Origin of the sequence: Paraburkholderia sp. A1BS-2L (assembly GCF_051125205.1) — a bacterium.
In the GTDB taxonomy this organism is placed as follows: Bacteria; Pseudomonadota; Gammaproteobacteria; order Burkholderiales; family Burkholderiaceae; genus Paraburkholderia.
Genome location: NZ_CP120432.1, coordinates 252,071 through 264,400 on the forward strand (window position 1 = coordinate 252,071; position 12,330 = coordinate 264,400).

The 12,330-nt window shown below is 62.0% G+C and carries 11 protein-coding genes; 3 read left to right on the forward strand and 8 right to left on the reverse strand.

Annotated features, from left to right (window positions below; genetic code table 11):
• The first annotated feature begins 14 nt into the window (after positions 1 to 14).
• Positions 15 to 1,643, forward strand: a complete 1,629-nt coding sequence (gene pgaB / locus P5W98_RS34980) for a poly-beta-1,6-N-acetyl-D-glucosamine N-deacetylase PgaB (RefSeq protein ID WP_421029078.1) — start codon at positions 15 to 17, stop codon at positions 1,641 to 1,643.
• 38 nt (positions 1,644 to 1,681) lie between these two features.
• On the forward strand, positions 1,682 to 2,875 hold the full coding sequence (locus tag P5W98_RS34985) for an FAD-binding domain (protein ID WP_421029079.1): 1,194 nt from the start codon (positions 1,682 to 1,684) through the stop codon (positions 2,873 to 2,875).
• Here P5W98_RS34985 and P5W98_RS34990 read toward each other — a convergent pair.
• The 3 genes from P5W98_RS34990 to P5W98_RS35000 form a co-directional block, all read right to left on the reverse strand.
• The gene (locus P5W98_RS34990; protein ID WP_421029080.1) at positions 2,872 to 3,105 is read right to left on the reverse strand and encodes a hypothetical protein; all 234 of its coding nucleotides are present in this window, start codon (positions 3,103 to 3,105) and stop codon (positions 2,872 to 2,874) included. The genes P5W98_RS34985 and P5W98_RS34990 overlap by 4 nt on opposite strands.
• Positions 3,106 to 3,207: 102 nt before the next feature.
• A complete protein-coding gene (locus tag P5W98_RS34995; RefSeq protein WP_421029081.1) occupies positions 3,208 to 4,518 on the reverse strand; it encodes a chloride channel protein in 1,311 nt (436 codons plus the stop codon).
• A gap of 81 nt (positions 4,519 to 4,599) precedes the next feature.
• A complete protein-coding gene (locus tag P5W98_RS35000) occupies positions 4,600 to 5,760 on the reverse strand; it encodes an MFS transporter (protein WP_421029082.1) in 1,161 nt (386 codons plus the stop codon).
• A gap of 427 nt (positions 5,761 to 6,187) precedes the next feature.
• Here P5W98_RS35000 and pal point away from each other — a divergent pair, with 427 nt between their 5' ends.
• The gene (pal, locus tag P5W98_RS35005; protein WP_421029083.1) at positions 6,188 to 6,694 is read left to right on the forward strand and encodes a peptidoglycan-associated lipoprotein Pal; all 507 of its coding nucleotides are present in this window, start codon (positions 6,188 to 6,190) and stop codon (positions 6,692 to 6,694) included.
• A 41-nt stretch (positions 6,695 to 6,735) separates the two neighbouring features.
• On the opposite strand, the gene P5W98_RS35010 is transcribed toward pal, so the two are convergent.
• The 5 genes from P5W98_RS35010 to P5W98_RS35030 form a co-directional block, all read right to left on the reverse strand.
• Positions 6,736 to 6,984, reverse strand: a complete 249-nt coding sequence (locus P5W98_RS35010) for a hypothetical protein (RefSeq protein WP_421029084.1) — start codon at positions 6,982 to 6,984, stop codon at positions 6,736 to 6,738.
• Positions 6,968 to 8,932: a chloride channel protein gene (locus tag P5W98_RS35015; RefSeq protein WP_421029085.1), complete on the reverse strand. Its 1,965-nt coding sequence runs from the start codon at positions 8,930 to 8,932 to the stop codon at positions 6,968 to 6,970. The genes P5W98_RS35010 and P5W98_RS35015 overlap by 17 nt, the downstream gene beginning before the upstream one ends.
• A gap of 57 nt (positions 8,933 to 8,989) precedes the next feature.
• Positions 8,990 to 10,591 (reverse strand): APC family permease, encoded by a 1,602-nt coding sequence (locus P5W98_RS35020; protein ID WP_421029086.1) that lies wholly within the window; start codon positions 10,589 to 10,591, stop codon positions 8,990 to 8,992.
• Positions 10,592 to 10,699: 108 nt separating this feature from the next.
• Positions 10,700 to 11,131 (reverse strand): MarR family winged helix-turn-helix transcriptional regulator, encoded by a 432-nt coding sequence (locus P5W98_RS35025; RefSeq protein ID WP_421029087.1) that lies wholly within the window; start codon positions 11,129 to 11,131, stop codon positions 10,700 to 10,702.
• 561 nt (positions 11,132 to 11,692) lie between these two features.
• Entirely contained in the window at positions 11,693 to 12,067 is a 375-nt protein-coding gene (locus P5W98_RS35030) for an STAS/SEC14 domain-containing protein (protein WP_421029088.1), read from the reverse strand.
• Between the last annotated feature and the right edge of the window lie 263 nt (positions 12,068 to 12,330).

Below are 12,330 nucleotides of genomic sequence, written 5' to 3' on the forward strand. Positions count from 1 at the left end.
CGATGTTGACGTGTATGCACGAATCGGCGCCGCCGCTAAACACTCTGCGCGACGGTACTGGAGTTTCCACGAAATCGGCCGCACTCTCTACCACGGGTATTCTCGGGCGGATACATACGCACGACCTGCACCACGGCGCAATTGCCAATCCGCAAGGCAATGAGTTGCCGGCAACAACATCGCATCTGTACCTGAAAGATCAGCAGCGCTACGAAACGGACACCGAATTCCGTTCGCGCGTGCAGTCGGACCTGGCCACATGCATGCAGCAAATCAGGGCGCAGACGGGCGCTTCCGTGCGGGCGATGGTTTGGCCTTATGGAGCACAGAACCTTGCCGTGCGCACTATTGCGTCGGATCTTGGCATGCCCACGCAGTTCACGCTCGAGGACGGCCCGAACACGCGTGATGTGCCGCTCAACCGGCTGCGCCGGATTCTGGCGACGTACGATATCGACGTTGGCGGTCTGGAGCGCTCGATGCGCGAACCCGCGCAGAACCGCGGGGAAATCAACCCGGTGGAACGGGTTGCCGTCGTTGCACTGGACGACGTGTACGACCCCTCACCTGCCGTGCAGGAAAAGAAGCTTGGCGAGCTGATCGATCGAATGTACGCATTGCGTCCAAGCTCCGTATACCTCCAGGCGTACTCGGACCCCAGACGTTCCGGGTTCGCACGCGCCGTGTACTTTCCAAACCGGCACCTGCCGATGCGCTCGGATCTATTCTCTCGTGCAGCATGGCAGTTGAACACGCGTGCTCACGTGGAGGTCTACGCGTGGTTACCGGTGCTCGCCTTCGCGATCCCGGCCAAGCTTGACAGGCGGGTGGAATTCGTCACGGCGGCAACCGGCAGCCGCCTGCCGCCCGGTGCCTCCGGCGTGCGGCGGCTCAGTCCTTTCGATCCCGCTGCGCGGGCATATGTGCGCGAACTGTACGAGGACCTGGGCAAGTATTCCGCGTTCAACGGCGTGTTGTTTGGCGAGGACGCGATGCTTACCGATTACGAGGACGCGGGGCAGCATGCGCGACAGATGCTTGCCCGCTGGGATCTGCCGCAGAGTATCGACCAGATCCGCTTCAACCCTGACCTGGCGAAGCGTTGGGGCGACATGAAAACCCGGTATCTGCTCGACTTCACAAAGGAGCTCAGGAAAATCGTGCTCGATAGCCAGAACAGCGACGAGGTGCTGACCGTTCGGACGATATTTCCCGATGCTCTGGTCGATCCACTTGCGGGACGGCGCTACGCGCAGAACTATGAAGCGTTCCTCCGCGCGTATGACTATGTTGGGCTGCTCGCCATGCCTTCTCGCCAGGGCATCACTTCGGTGGATCATTGGCTCGATTCGTTGAGCGAGAACGTGCGGTCCGTGCCGAACGGCGCTCACCGGACGGTCTTCCTGCTCGAAGCCACCGACGCCCATACCGGCGCACGCATACCAACGGGGCGTCTCGTGAACCAGATGCGTCATTTGCGTATGACCGGGATGGTGAGCTACGGGTACTATCCCGACAACTTCGCCCGCGATCTGCCGCAGGCTGTTGCGCTCAACGATGTTCTGTCAACACGATCGCAGCTCAACCGTGATTCCATCAAGGCGCTGTTTCAGGCCAGCACCAGCGGGACGCTTTACCACTGACGTACGACACGCGGTAGTCACGAGGAGGAGAGCCAGCCTTGGCGACAGCGAACCGCCGAATCCTGATCTGTGGCGCGGGAATTGCCGGACCATCCCTGGCTCACCGGCTATTGCGGTACGGTTTTGAACCCACGATTATCGAGCGAGCCAATTCGTTCCGCGATGGTGGCTACATGATCGATGTGTGGGGTACCGGATATGACATCGTCGAGCGCTATGGTCTGTTGCGACCGGTGCAGGAGCGTGCCTACCAGTTTGACAGTCTGAAGTTCGTCGACGGGCGGGGACGCGAAGTGTCGGGATTTGGCGGGGCCGTATTGCGCAAGGCACTGAGCGGGAGGTTTTTTAGCATTCCGCGCGGCGACCTGGCGCGAACGATCTACGACACGATCAGTGAGCGGGTCGAGGTGCTGTACGGGGTCTCCATTCATTCGATGATCCAGAACGCGCAAGGCGTCCTGGTCGAGCTCTCGAGCGGACAGAAGCGATGCTTTGATCTGCTGATCGGAGCAGACGGCTTGCATTCTCGTGTGCGCGAGCTGGTGTTCGGCAAGGAGGCGCAATTCGAAAGATATCTCGGCTACATCGCCGCGTCGTTCATCGTCGATGGTTATCCGCATCGGGATGAGGCCACCTATGTGAGTTTCGCGAGGCCGGGCCGCCAGATCAGCCGATATGCCATGCGCGAAGGCCGAAGCGCATTTCTGCTGGTGCTTGCAGAGATCCCGAAGCCCGGCGTTACCGCTCACGATTTGGCGGCGCAGAAGGCCCGGCTTCATGCGCGTTTTGCCTGCGATGGTTGGGAAACACGTGAGATTCTGGCGCAACTCGATACCACGCGTGACCTGTATTTCGATGCAGTCAGCCAGATTCGCATGCCGCGTTGGACGAGGGGCAGGGTAGCGCTGCTGGGGGATGCCGCGCATAGGCCCTCGTTGTTGGCGGGGGCAGGTGCAGCCTTTGCGATGCTTGGCGCCTATGTTCTGGCGGAGGAATTGAACGCCGCAAACGGGGATTTCGCGCGTGCCTTTGCGGCGTATGAGCAGCGCCTGCGGGGCTTCATGTTGCGCCAGCAGGATGCAGCTGCGCGTTTCGCGGGCTCATTCACGCCGCGCAGCCGTATCGGACTTCTCCTGCGCGATTGTGTCGTGAACCTGATGAACGTCCCGCAGATTGGCGCGTGGCTTGCGCCGCGCATGCTGGGAGAGCGCTTCCTGTTTCCTGGCGATTAGCCTTGGTAATTGACTGGCATCCGGCGGTCACCGTTGTCCTTCCGTTCGACGCGCAGATGGCGCGTATTACGTTCGATCGACATCAGAACGAGGGCTTCGCTGGGAACGCTGCGTGCACTGGCGGGATTCCTCACGTTGCTTCTGAACTGCTCGCTCCTCCTGTCGTGCGTGACCTCGAGGGCACGTTCGGCGGCGATGCGCTCGATTTTGATGCGGGCGTATTGGTTCATCGCCGCCGCTACGAACCGCTCGCGATTGTCTTATTCCCACGTTGCTGCAAGCTTCATTTCAATCCCGTTGATATCGGTCCAGGCGCGCCGTTGGCATCGAACTCACGGCTCGCGCAGATAGCGCTCCGACAATGCCTCGTACAGCGGTGGTGCAAAAAAACGCGAGACGCGGCTCGCGATGAGCGCGGTAGCCATCAGCGAGATGACGAGCGCATGGCCGTTGATCATCTCGATGACGATCACGAATGCCGTGATCGGACTCTGCGTCACCGCTGCGAGATAGCCGACCATACCGAGCGCAATCAGCATCGACAGTTGCATCTGCGAGAACACCATGTGCAAGGTATTGCCGATGCCGGAGCCGATGGCCAGCGACGGCGCGAACAAGCCACCGGGCGCGCCCGGCAGATACGATCCCACCATCGAGATGAGCTTGAGGATCGGGTAGGCCGCGCTGACATGCGCAGTGTCTTCCAGCATGCCGCGCGCCTCGGCGTAGCCGCTGCCAAACGTGTGACGGTGAGACAGCACGCCAACGACGGCGATGACGAGGCCGCATAGCGCCCCGAACAGCACCGGCCGTTGCGCGCGCATCTCGAGCAGCATGCGCGGCATCCAGCGCCGGGTATTGAGCAGCAGCCAGCAGAAGCTGCCGCCCAGCACACCCGCAAGCACACCGGTCAGCACGACGGCGACGCTGAGCCACTGTGGCAACCCGGAGCCGATATCGATCGTGCCGAAATACACATAGTTGCCCTGGAGACCCAGCGAGACGACGCCAGCGAAGATGATGGCCGTGATCAGCACGCCGCTCGTGCGCTGCTCGAAGCTGCGCATGAGCTCTTCGATGGCGAACACGACCCCTGCAAGCGGCGCATTGAATGCCGCGGACAGGCCCGCGGCTGCACCTGCGAGTGCCAGCCTGCGTTCGAGCACGCCCGGCCGGATGGTGAGGAAGCGCTGGGGATAGAAGCGCCTCAGACTGAACATCAGGGCGGCGCCGACATGGATGGTCGGTCCTTCGCGGCCAATCGTGAACCCGCCGAGAATGGCGAGGAACGAGATGAAGATCTTGCCCACGAGGATGCGCAGCGTGAGCAGTCGCGGACCGAGTTCGTTTGGTCCGTGCAGCATCGCAATGACTTGCGGGATGCCGCTGCCTTCGGAGCCGGGAAAGAACTTCCGCGTGAGCCAGACCGTCACTGCACCCGTTGCGGGCGCGACGAGGAGCGGCAGCCAGAACCGCTCAGCTGCGTAGCGCAGGAACAGCGCATAGCCAAAATCGATCAGCTTTGCGTAGAGCACGGCGACGAGGCCGACGGCGATCGCGCCCAGCCAGAACACGCCATAGTGGAGCCACAGCCGGTTGGCGCGCTGTAACGTTCGCCTGTCGATCAGCCCGAAGATTCGCACGATCTGTATCCCCTGTTTGTCGATTGTCGTTGTACGGATGGTACAGGCGTTTCATTCAGTTCGCGCCAGGGCGCAAATAAGTCAGGCACGGCGCAGCGGCGGCGCCTTCATGCTGGCCGCGATCAGGAGCCAGCAGAACACGAGCCCCGAGCACGTGTAGAACACCGCGCTCGCGCTGCCGTGCTTGAGCAGCCAGCCGCCCACCACGCCGCCGAGCGCGAGCCCGATCGACTGGGTGGTGTTATAGACGCCCGTGGCCGCGCCCTTGCGGTTGCCCGGTGCGAGCTTGGACACCAGCGAGGGCTGCGAGGCTTCGAGAATATTGAACCCGAGAAAGTACACGAACAGCACGGTCGCCACGATTGCTATGGTATGCGCAAGCGAGCCGAGCAGAAGCTGGCCGATCAGGACAAGCCCAATGGCCGAGCACAGCACAGCCTTCATCTTGCCCCGCTTTTCCGCGGCGATGATGGCCGGCACCATCAGGACGAACGAGACGCCCATCACCGGCAGATAAATTTTCCAGTGTGACGCCACAGGCAGGCCCGCGTCCACGAGCAGGCGCGGCACGACGAGAAAAAGCGCGGTCTGCGTGGCATGCAGCACGAGCACGCCGAAGTTCAGGCGCAGCAGTTCCACGTTGCGCAGGACTTCGGCGAACGGCGCGCGCACATGCACGGGTTTGGGCGCATCGGGCACGATCCACAGCACGACGCCCACGGCGAGAATCGAGAACACGCCCACGAGGGCGAACAGGCCGCTCATGCCGACCCAGTGGAACACGATGGGCGCGCCCACGATCGCCACCGCGAAGGACATGCCGATCGAGCCGCCCACCATCGCCATGGCCTTGGTGCGGTGCTCCTCGGAAGTGAGGTCGGCGATGAACGCGAGCACCGCCGAGGAAATCGCCCCCATGCCCTGAATCACCCGCCCGACGATGATCCACGTGATGTCGTGCGCGAAAGCCGCCACGAAGCTGCCGAGGGCAAAGATCACGAGGCCGATGACGATCACCGGCTTGCGGCCCATCTTGTCCGAAAGCCAGCCATAAAAGATATACAGGAGCGATTGCGTGACACCGTAGGCCCCGAGCGCAATGCCGACGAGCAGCACGTTGTCACCGCCGGGAATGGTTTTCGCGTAGACCGAAAACACCGGCATGATCATGAAGAGGCCGAGCATGCGCAACGCGAAGATCGCGGCGAGCGACACGGTCGCGCGCATTTCCGGCGCGCTCATGCGTGAAGAAGGAGTAGGCGACGTCGAGGAGGTGCGCATATGGGCAATCGAAAAAAAACCCAGCGACAACGCTGGGTCAGGGGAGTTGCCGCCGGTACTCTACCGGTGGTAACTGGACGTTTTCAATCCGGCAAGCTGAGGATACAACGGAGTCGTGCTCACTTCTGATGCACCCGCTGAAAGCATATTGCAATAAATGGTCACAACATGACATTTTGTCCAGTTTAAGCCGCAATACTTAAATGAAGCTTAAATTTGTCGCTTCAGGTGCGCGGTTTTGCCGGAGGATCCGGTTACGCGAGAGCATTCGTGAAATCCAACACCAACGCGGGAAAATACGCTGGCATCCGGGCATATTGCCACCTAGACTGCATCATGCAATGAGAATTGTGGTGCTACGCATGTCCACCCGGACGGGGAGCCTCGGATGAGCCTGAATCGATCCTGCGCGGCAATCCTGCTGGCTGCGCTGCTTGCCGGATGTCATTCGGCAACGACGGTACCGCAAGCCAGTGGCACGGCAAACACCAATGCCGCCACGACGCAGCCCGTCACCGGGGCAGCGTCCTCAGTCGACGAGCTGAACAATCCCAACAGTCCGCTCGCCAAACGCAGCGTCTATTTCGATTTCGACAGCTATGACGTGAAGAGCGACTATCTGCCGTTGCTGCGCGCCCATGCCAACTATCTGCGCAATCATCCGGCCCAGCAGGTGCTGATCCAGGGCAATACCGACGAGCGCGGCACGGACGAGTACAACCTGGCGCTGGGCGAACGCCGCTCCGAAGCCGTGTTGCACGAGCTCGAATCGCTCGGCGTATCCGGCTCCCAACTCGAGGCCGTCAGTCTTGGCAAGGAGAAGCCCGTGGCGCCTGGCCACGACGAGGCGTCGTGGGCCCAGAACCGGCGCGCCGATCTGGTTTATCGTCAGTAGTTCGTATCACTATGGCTGGGTGCCCTGGCGCACCCGGCCATTCACATGCCCATGAAGTAGGGGCGTACATCCATTTCCTCTGCCCACGTCTGGACGTCGAGCATGTCTTCGAAATCCACGGGCAGCTCTTGGTACATGCAGCAAAAACCGTTCGCCGTCCGGTAGATGATCACCCATGCGCGATTGTCTTCGCCAGGCCGGCTGGATCCCGGGGCATTGTGCAGCTTCGCGTAATGCAGTGCCGCTTCAATGCGGCTGCGGACCGCGCGCCAGTCAGTCTTTAGTTTCATGACGGTCCTCCTCGTCTGCGCCGCGCGACGCTACTTCGCGCTGCAACGCACGCGCATCGCCGTGCGGCCCGCGCGCATCGTTGTTTGCGCGAGCAGGGAAAATGCGGATGCTGCTGGCGACGGCATCCGCAATGTGCTCCTTTGCAATGACGCCGCTGACTCGCAACGGCCCCGATAGACCTCCAGCGACGACGACCGCCATCGTCGCCCTGTGCTGCCGCAACTGGCTGATGACGTCGAATGCGGCATCGGACTCGTCGACGACGATGTAGTTGTGTTGTGCGAGCCGGCCCAGCGTCACCGTCAGGTCGTCGCGACTCACGGCGCGTCGCAGGCCGGTATTGATGCGAAGCACGCCGTTTATCTTGCCATCGCGTGTGACAACCACATGACGAAAGGCCGGGTCGCCTGGCGAGCGAAGCAGATTCCGGAACGGCACGGCCTCGTCGAGCACGAGGACATCGGTTTCCATGACCTGTGCAGCGCTTTGCACCAGAAACATGTTGGCATGCAAGGCATTGGGAATGACGTGCCCCCGGCGCGCAAGCTTCAGCGTATAAATGCTCTCGTGCGAAAGCAGGCGGCGGGTGCCCAGGCTAAACGCGACGGCTATGATCATCGGCAGCACGATGTCGTAGTCGCGCGTCATCTCGAAGATCATCGCCACGGCAGTCATGGCGGCGCCGGTGCCCGAGCCGACCATGGCGCCCATGCCCACCATGGCGAACGCAGGAGCGCTCACCGGCACCCCCGGCAGCATGAACTGGAACGCCGATGCCAACGCGGCGCCCAGCGTCGCGCCGACGAACAGTGACGGAGAGAAGACCCCACCCGACGATCCGGAGCCGAGACTGACCGAAGTCGCGAACGTTTTCGCGGCAGCAAGCAGAAGCAAAAACAGGCCGCCCTGCAATTGGCCGTAGAGCGTCGCCTGGATCGACGCGTAACCCACGCCTTCGACGTAATAGTGTCCGGCGTAACGCATCAGCGCGTACATCAACGCACCGACAAGCAGCATGCCGAGCGCGTGGCGCCAGTAGCGATTATGGATGCGGTCGAAGCCGTCTTCCGCCCAGTGCAGCGCGCGTATCAGCACGGCAGCGGCAGCGCCGGTGACCACCCCGAGTACTGCGTACAGCATCATCGTGAGGGCGCTGCCCGGCTGATTGGGCAACGCGCCCAGCTGCGCGGGCACCAGAAATGCGGGTTCGCCTCCGAAAAAGAGCCGCCCGACGAACGTGGCTGTCCCGGTCGCGAGGGCAACGGGAAGAAACGTGTTGACGCTGATCTCCGGCATCATCAGTTCGGTCGCGAAAAGTACGCCGCCGATAGGCGTGTTGAAGGTGGCGGCGATCCCCGCGCCCGCCCCGGCCGCGACCAGCGTGATGCGCTGGCCCGCAGCCATCGGCATCGCCTGGCCGAGTGTCGAGCCGAGCGCCGAACCAATCTGGATGATGGGGCCTTCCCGGCCCACGGCCGCTCCGGTGCCGATCGCAAACGCCGACGCAAGCGACTTGACGACGGCGACGACCGGCCGGATCACGCCGCGTTTGAAATAGATCGCGTCCATGACTTCTGGCACGCCATGCCCCTTTGCCTCGGGCGCGAAGGTGCTGACGAGCCAGGTGACGACGAGCGCGCCTGCAACGGGAACGAGGATCACCCAGGCGCCCCATGGCGCCGCAGGTGTGAACCGGCTCGCGTCATAGGAAAATGACAGATGGCCGAGAAAGAACACATTGTGCACGGCGCCAATCAGGCCGCGAAACACGACGGCCCCGAGTCCGGTGACGATGCCTACGAGGAAGGCATAGAAGCACAGCAGATAGATGCCTATCGGCTGCGCTTCGTCATCGGGCAGGGTGGCCGGTACGGCGCGCCCCGCCGCGACCGGAACGGCCTGGCGAGCGGCCTTCCCAGTATCCTGTTGCCTTATCCCTTCGCTCATGGTCCTGTGCTCCCGGCTGCCATCGGTTGCTTTGCGGCGCTCGCCTGACTGTGGTCGTTAGCTGGTGCTGTTCATGCGCGCCATCATGTCAGCGGTTTCGCTGCCGTCAAGCGAGCTGCGAAGCGCAAGCAGGAGCACCACAATGCTCCAGACCGTGACGACCAGGATATCCCAGCCAAAGCCGATCACTCCGCGTCCGCCGCCGATTCCGCCAAGCCACGAAAGCACCCAGAGGCCGCCGAACCAGGGCAGCAGCCATGCGATGTGCTTCCAGCCGAAGTCGTGAACGCTGCGGCGCGCAATGAAGTGATAGTGGACGGCGTAAATCACGAAGCCGATCGCCACAAGCGTGAACAGGAAATTGTTGGTCTTGAACCCGGTCCAGTAAATGATGAGGTTGCTGCAGATAAAGGCGAGCGGGGCGATGATCGCGGCGCCGCTCATGCGGAACGGCCGTTGGAGATCCGGCAGATTGCGCCGCAGGACCAAGAGCGCGACGGGACCGAGGCCATAGGTCAGCACGGTGACGGAGGTAATGTAGTTGACCATTTGCTGCCACGCCGGGAAGGGCAGCAGAAACAGCACGCCAACGACCCACATCACGAGCACGCTGAGCCACGGAATCCTGTTGCCGTTCAGGCGCGTGAGCGCGCGCGGGCCCGCGCTCAGCTCACCGGTGGCGAACAGGACGCGCGAGCCGCCCGTCATGTACATGAGGCCGGTGCCGCCCGGCGAAACATAGGCGTCGATGTAAAGCAGCGTCGCCATCCAGCCCAGCCCGAGCGTGGCCGCTAGTCCGGCAAACGGCCCCATTTCTCCCTGGAAGCTCAACTGCGCCCAGCCGTGCGCGAGGTCGCCGGGCGAGAGCGCCATGATGAACGCGACCTGGAGCAGGATGTAGACGACGGCGGCCAGCACCACGGCACCTATCACGGCAAGCGGAATATTGCGGTGCGGGTTGGCGGTCTCCCCGCCCAGGTCGATGGCTGTGCGAAAGCCGAGATAGCTGAAAACGATCCCGGCGGCCGGCAATGCCGTGAACATGCCCGAGAGCTTGTAGGTGCCGGGCGCCGCGTGCATGACGTCCCAATGGGTGCTCGCGGCGATCAGCCCAACGATGGTGGCGAGCGGCACGAAGATCTTCCACCACGTGATGGTGGAGTTCACGTTGAGGAGCCAGCGCACGACCATCAGATTCAGAAGCGCCATGACGCCGAGCAGCGCGGCACAGGCGACGAATCCCGTCAACGTAAGCAGCCCGGAGCTTCCCGGGCGGATGAACCAGGGGAGATAGTTGTTGGCATAGGTGACGATGGCCTCCGCTTCGACTGCGGGCACGGGCACATAGGCCAGAAAGAGCAGCCAGCACCAGATGCGGCCGAGCCCTTCGCCGTGGCTGGCGTGGCTCATGTGGACCAGCGCGCCGCTGCGCGGGAAGAGCGCGGCGAGCTCGGCGAAGCACAGCGCAATCAACATGATGATGATGGCGCCCAGTATCCAGCTCCCGATGCTGTACGGCCCCGCGATCCGGGAGGCGTGAAATGCGCCGAACAGCCAGCCCGAGCCGATCATGCTGGTGGTGCTGGCAAACAATAGCCCTACGATTCCGGCATCACGCCGGAGCTTGCCTTCGAGGGTCAGGCTTGAGGGTGTGCTCATGCTGAACTCCTTGCTTTCAGTCACCCCTGACCTAATGCTTTGTTCTTGTGCCGTGTGTGGCGTTCTCCTCTTCGTTGGCACGAGACTACGGGCTCTTGTCGCTTCGTGCTATTCCTCTTTGTCCCTGAAAGCCCAACCGAAGGACTGAACCTCCTGCTTGTGAAATGCGGCCACCTTCATGAGGCATTGCTCCCCCTTGGGCGTCAGGTGCACCTGTGACTGACGGCGGTCGTATGGGCTCTGTACGCGGGAGACAAGCCCGGCCGCCTCACAGCGGGTGACCAGCGCCACGGTTCCGTGCGACGAAGCCTGCAGGCGTTCGGCGATTTCGCCCACGGTAGCCCAGTCGCGGTCGGGAAACGCGCGTGTGTGCAGCATGAGCATGTACTGGAGAGGCGTTATCCCCTGCGCATGCAAGAATTCCTCGGAAATTCGCAAGAACCTGCGCAGACGATAGCGAAACTCCGAAAGCTCCTCCAGGTCGGCCCGTGTCACCTTTTCCGTTACTTGACGGGGCTTCGGTGGCATAGGCCTGTCCATATTTTGGTGAGCTTAGGTGGGGAAAGATCACTATGTGACATAAAATATAGACGTAATTGAGTTGTCGTGCAAAACACGATTGTATAAGGGAGCGCCGCGCCGCAACGACTGGACCACGCGCTGGCTTCGCCTGCCGGCGGTGCCTCGGTGTTCATTTCCATCGGCGGTGTGGGCCGCTCGCGGTCGCAATGGTTTTCGGCGTTGCCGCGCGGACAGCGGCAGTTCGAAGTCGATTCCTCAAAGCTACGTGGTCAACGCTTTCACTGGTACGCGCCAAAGCCTCGCGCGTGGCGGGGCGCCCTGTTGCGTTATTGATCGGGTCGCAAGCGTCTATGTCCACGCAGGATGTCAGAAATGGCGGCGAAGCCTGGTTGGTGCTGATGCCTCATTCGTCCGCCGCTCGCTTTCGCCTGGCACCTGGCTGATTTTTTTGTGCTTGGCTTCCCCGCTGGTCGGCAGCGTTCATGTTGTCGTTTTGCTGCGCTCCGGCGAAATGCGTCGTGCTGGCCGTACCCGGTTCCCGGGAGTGGCTGCGCTTCCGGGAATTGAGGATGTGCGATTCTACGGAGACTTACCTTCGACAATCCATGCTCGCGCTGTTGCCGCATCGCCATTTAAATATACCCGGACATCACCAGGGATCATGAATCGAAACGCAGTCAGTGCAATTCGGATCCATTCGACGTTCGTGACGACGGCAACGCGCTCCCACTGTGTGATGTGTTGCATACCGACCTTGAAGTCCTCCCATGCCGCACCCGGGTCCATTCCAGAGAAGTCGGGTCCCAATTCATAGTAGCAGCGGACCTTTGGGTGACTGCGAAGTGTTGCTTCCAGCGCTGGAAGCAACACGTCTTCATAGTCCTTTCTCGTAACACGCCCCGTGGCGACGAATCCTGCTACGCCGTCCGGCAGGCCGGTAACAATCTCGATCATGATCGTCCCCTTCTCGTGATTGGGTGGTGCTTGTCAATGCGGCCGGTAGGGCTCGATGAAGCTCTAACCGGGGAGACACTTCGCAAGGCATAGATCCCATCATCTGGACCACATCCCCCTCGTCCTTACGATAGTCGACTCCGGTATCGTTGCCAAATCGCCGGGAAAAATGGGGAAGAAGGGCCCGGAACCGATGGCGTTTGCTTCCTCTTCCTCATAGTGCTTGCGCGGGTTGTCGCGGCTAACCGCCATTGCGCGGCCAC

Excerpts from the sequence above, each read along its gene's own strand:
- pgaB (WP_421029078.1), top strand. The coding sequence starts at position 15 with ATGCACGAATCGGCGCCGCCGCTAAACACTCTGCGCGACGGTACTGGA.
- P5W98_RS34990 (WP_421029080.1), bottom strand. The coding sequence starts at position 3,105 with ATGAACCAATACGCCCGCATCAAAATCGAGCGCATCGCCGCCGAACGT.
- P5W98_RS35000 (WP_421029082.1), bottom strand. The coding sequence starts at position 5,760 with ATGAGCGCGCCGGAAATGCGCGCGACCGTGTCGCTCGCCGCGATCTTC.
- pal (WP_421029083.1), top strand. The coding sequence starts at position 6,188 with ATGAGCCTGAATCGATCCTGCGCGGCAATCCTGCTGGCTGCGCTGCTT.
- P5W98_RS35010 (WP_421029084.1), bottom strand. The coding sequence starts at position 6,984 with ATGAAACTAAAGACTGACTGGCGCGCGGTCCGCAGCCGCATTGAAGCG.
- P5W98_RS35015 (WP_421029085.1), bottom strand. The coding sequence starts at position 8,932 with ATGAGCGAAGGGATAAGGCAACAGGATACTGGGAAGGCCGCTCGCCAG.
- P5W98_RS35020 (WP_421029086.1), bottom strand. The coding sequence starts at position 10,591 with ATGAGCACACCCTCAAGCCTGACCCTCGAAGGCAAGCTCCGGCGTGAT.
- P5W98_RS35025 (WP_421029087.1), bottom strand. The coding sequence starts at position 11,131 with ATGGACAGGCCTATGCCACCGAAGCCCCGTCAAGTAACGGAAAAGGTG.
- P5W98_RS35030 (WP_421029088.1), bottom strand. The coding sequence starts at position 12,067 with ATGATCGAGATTGTTACCGGCCTGCCGGACGGCGTAGCAGGATTCGTC.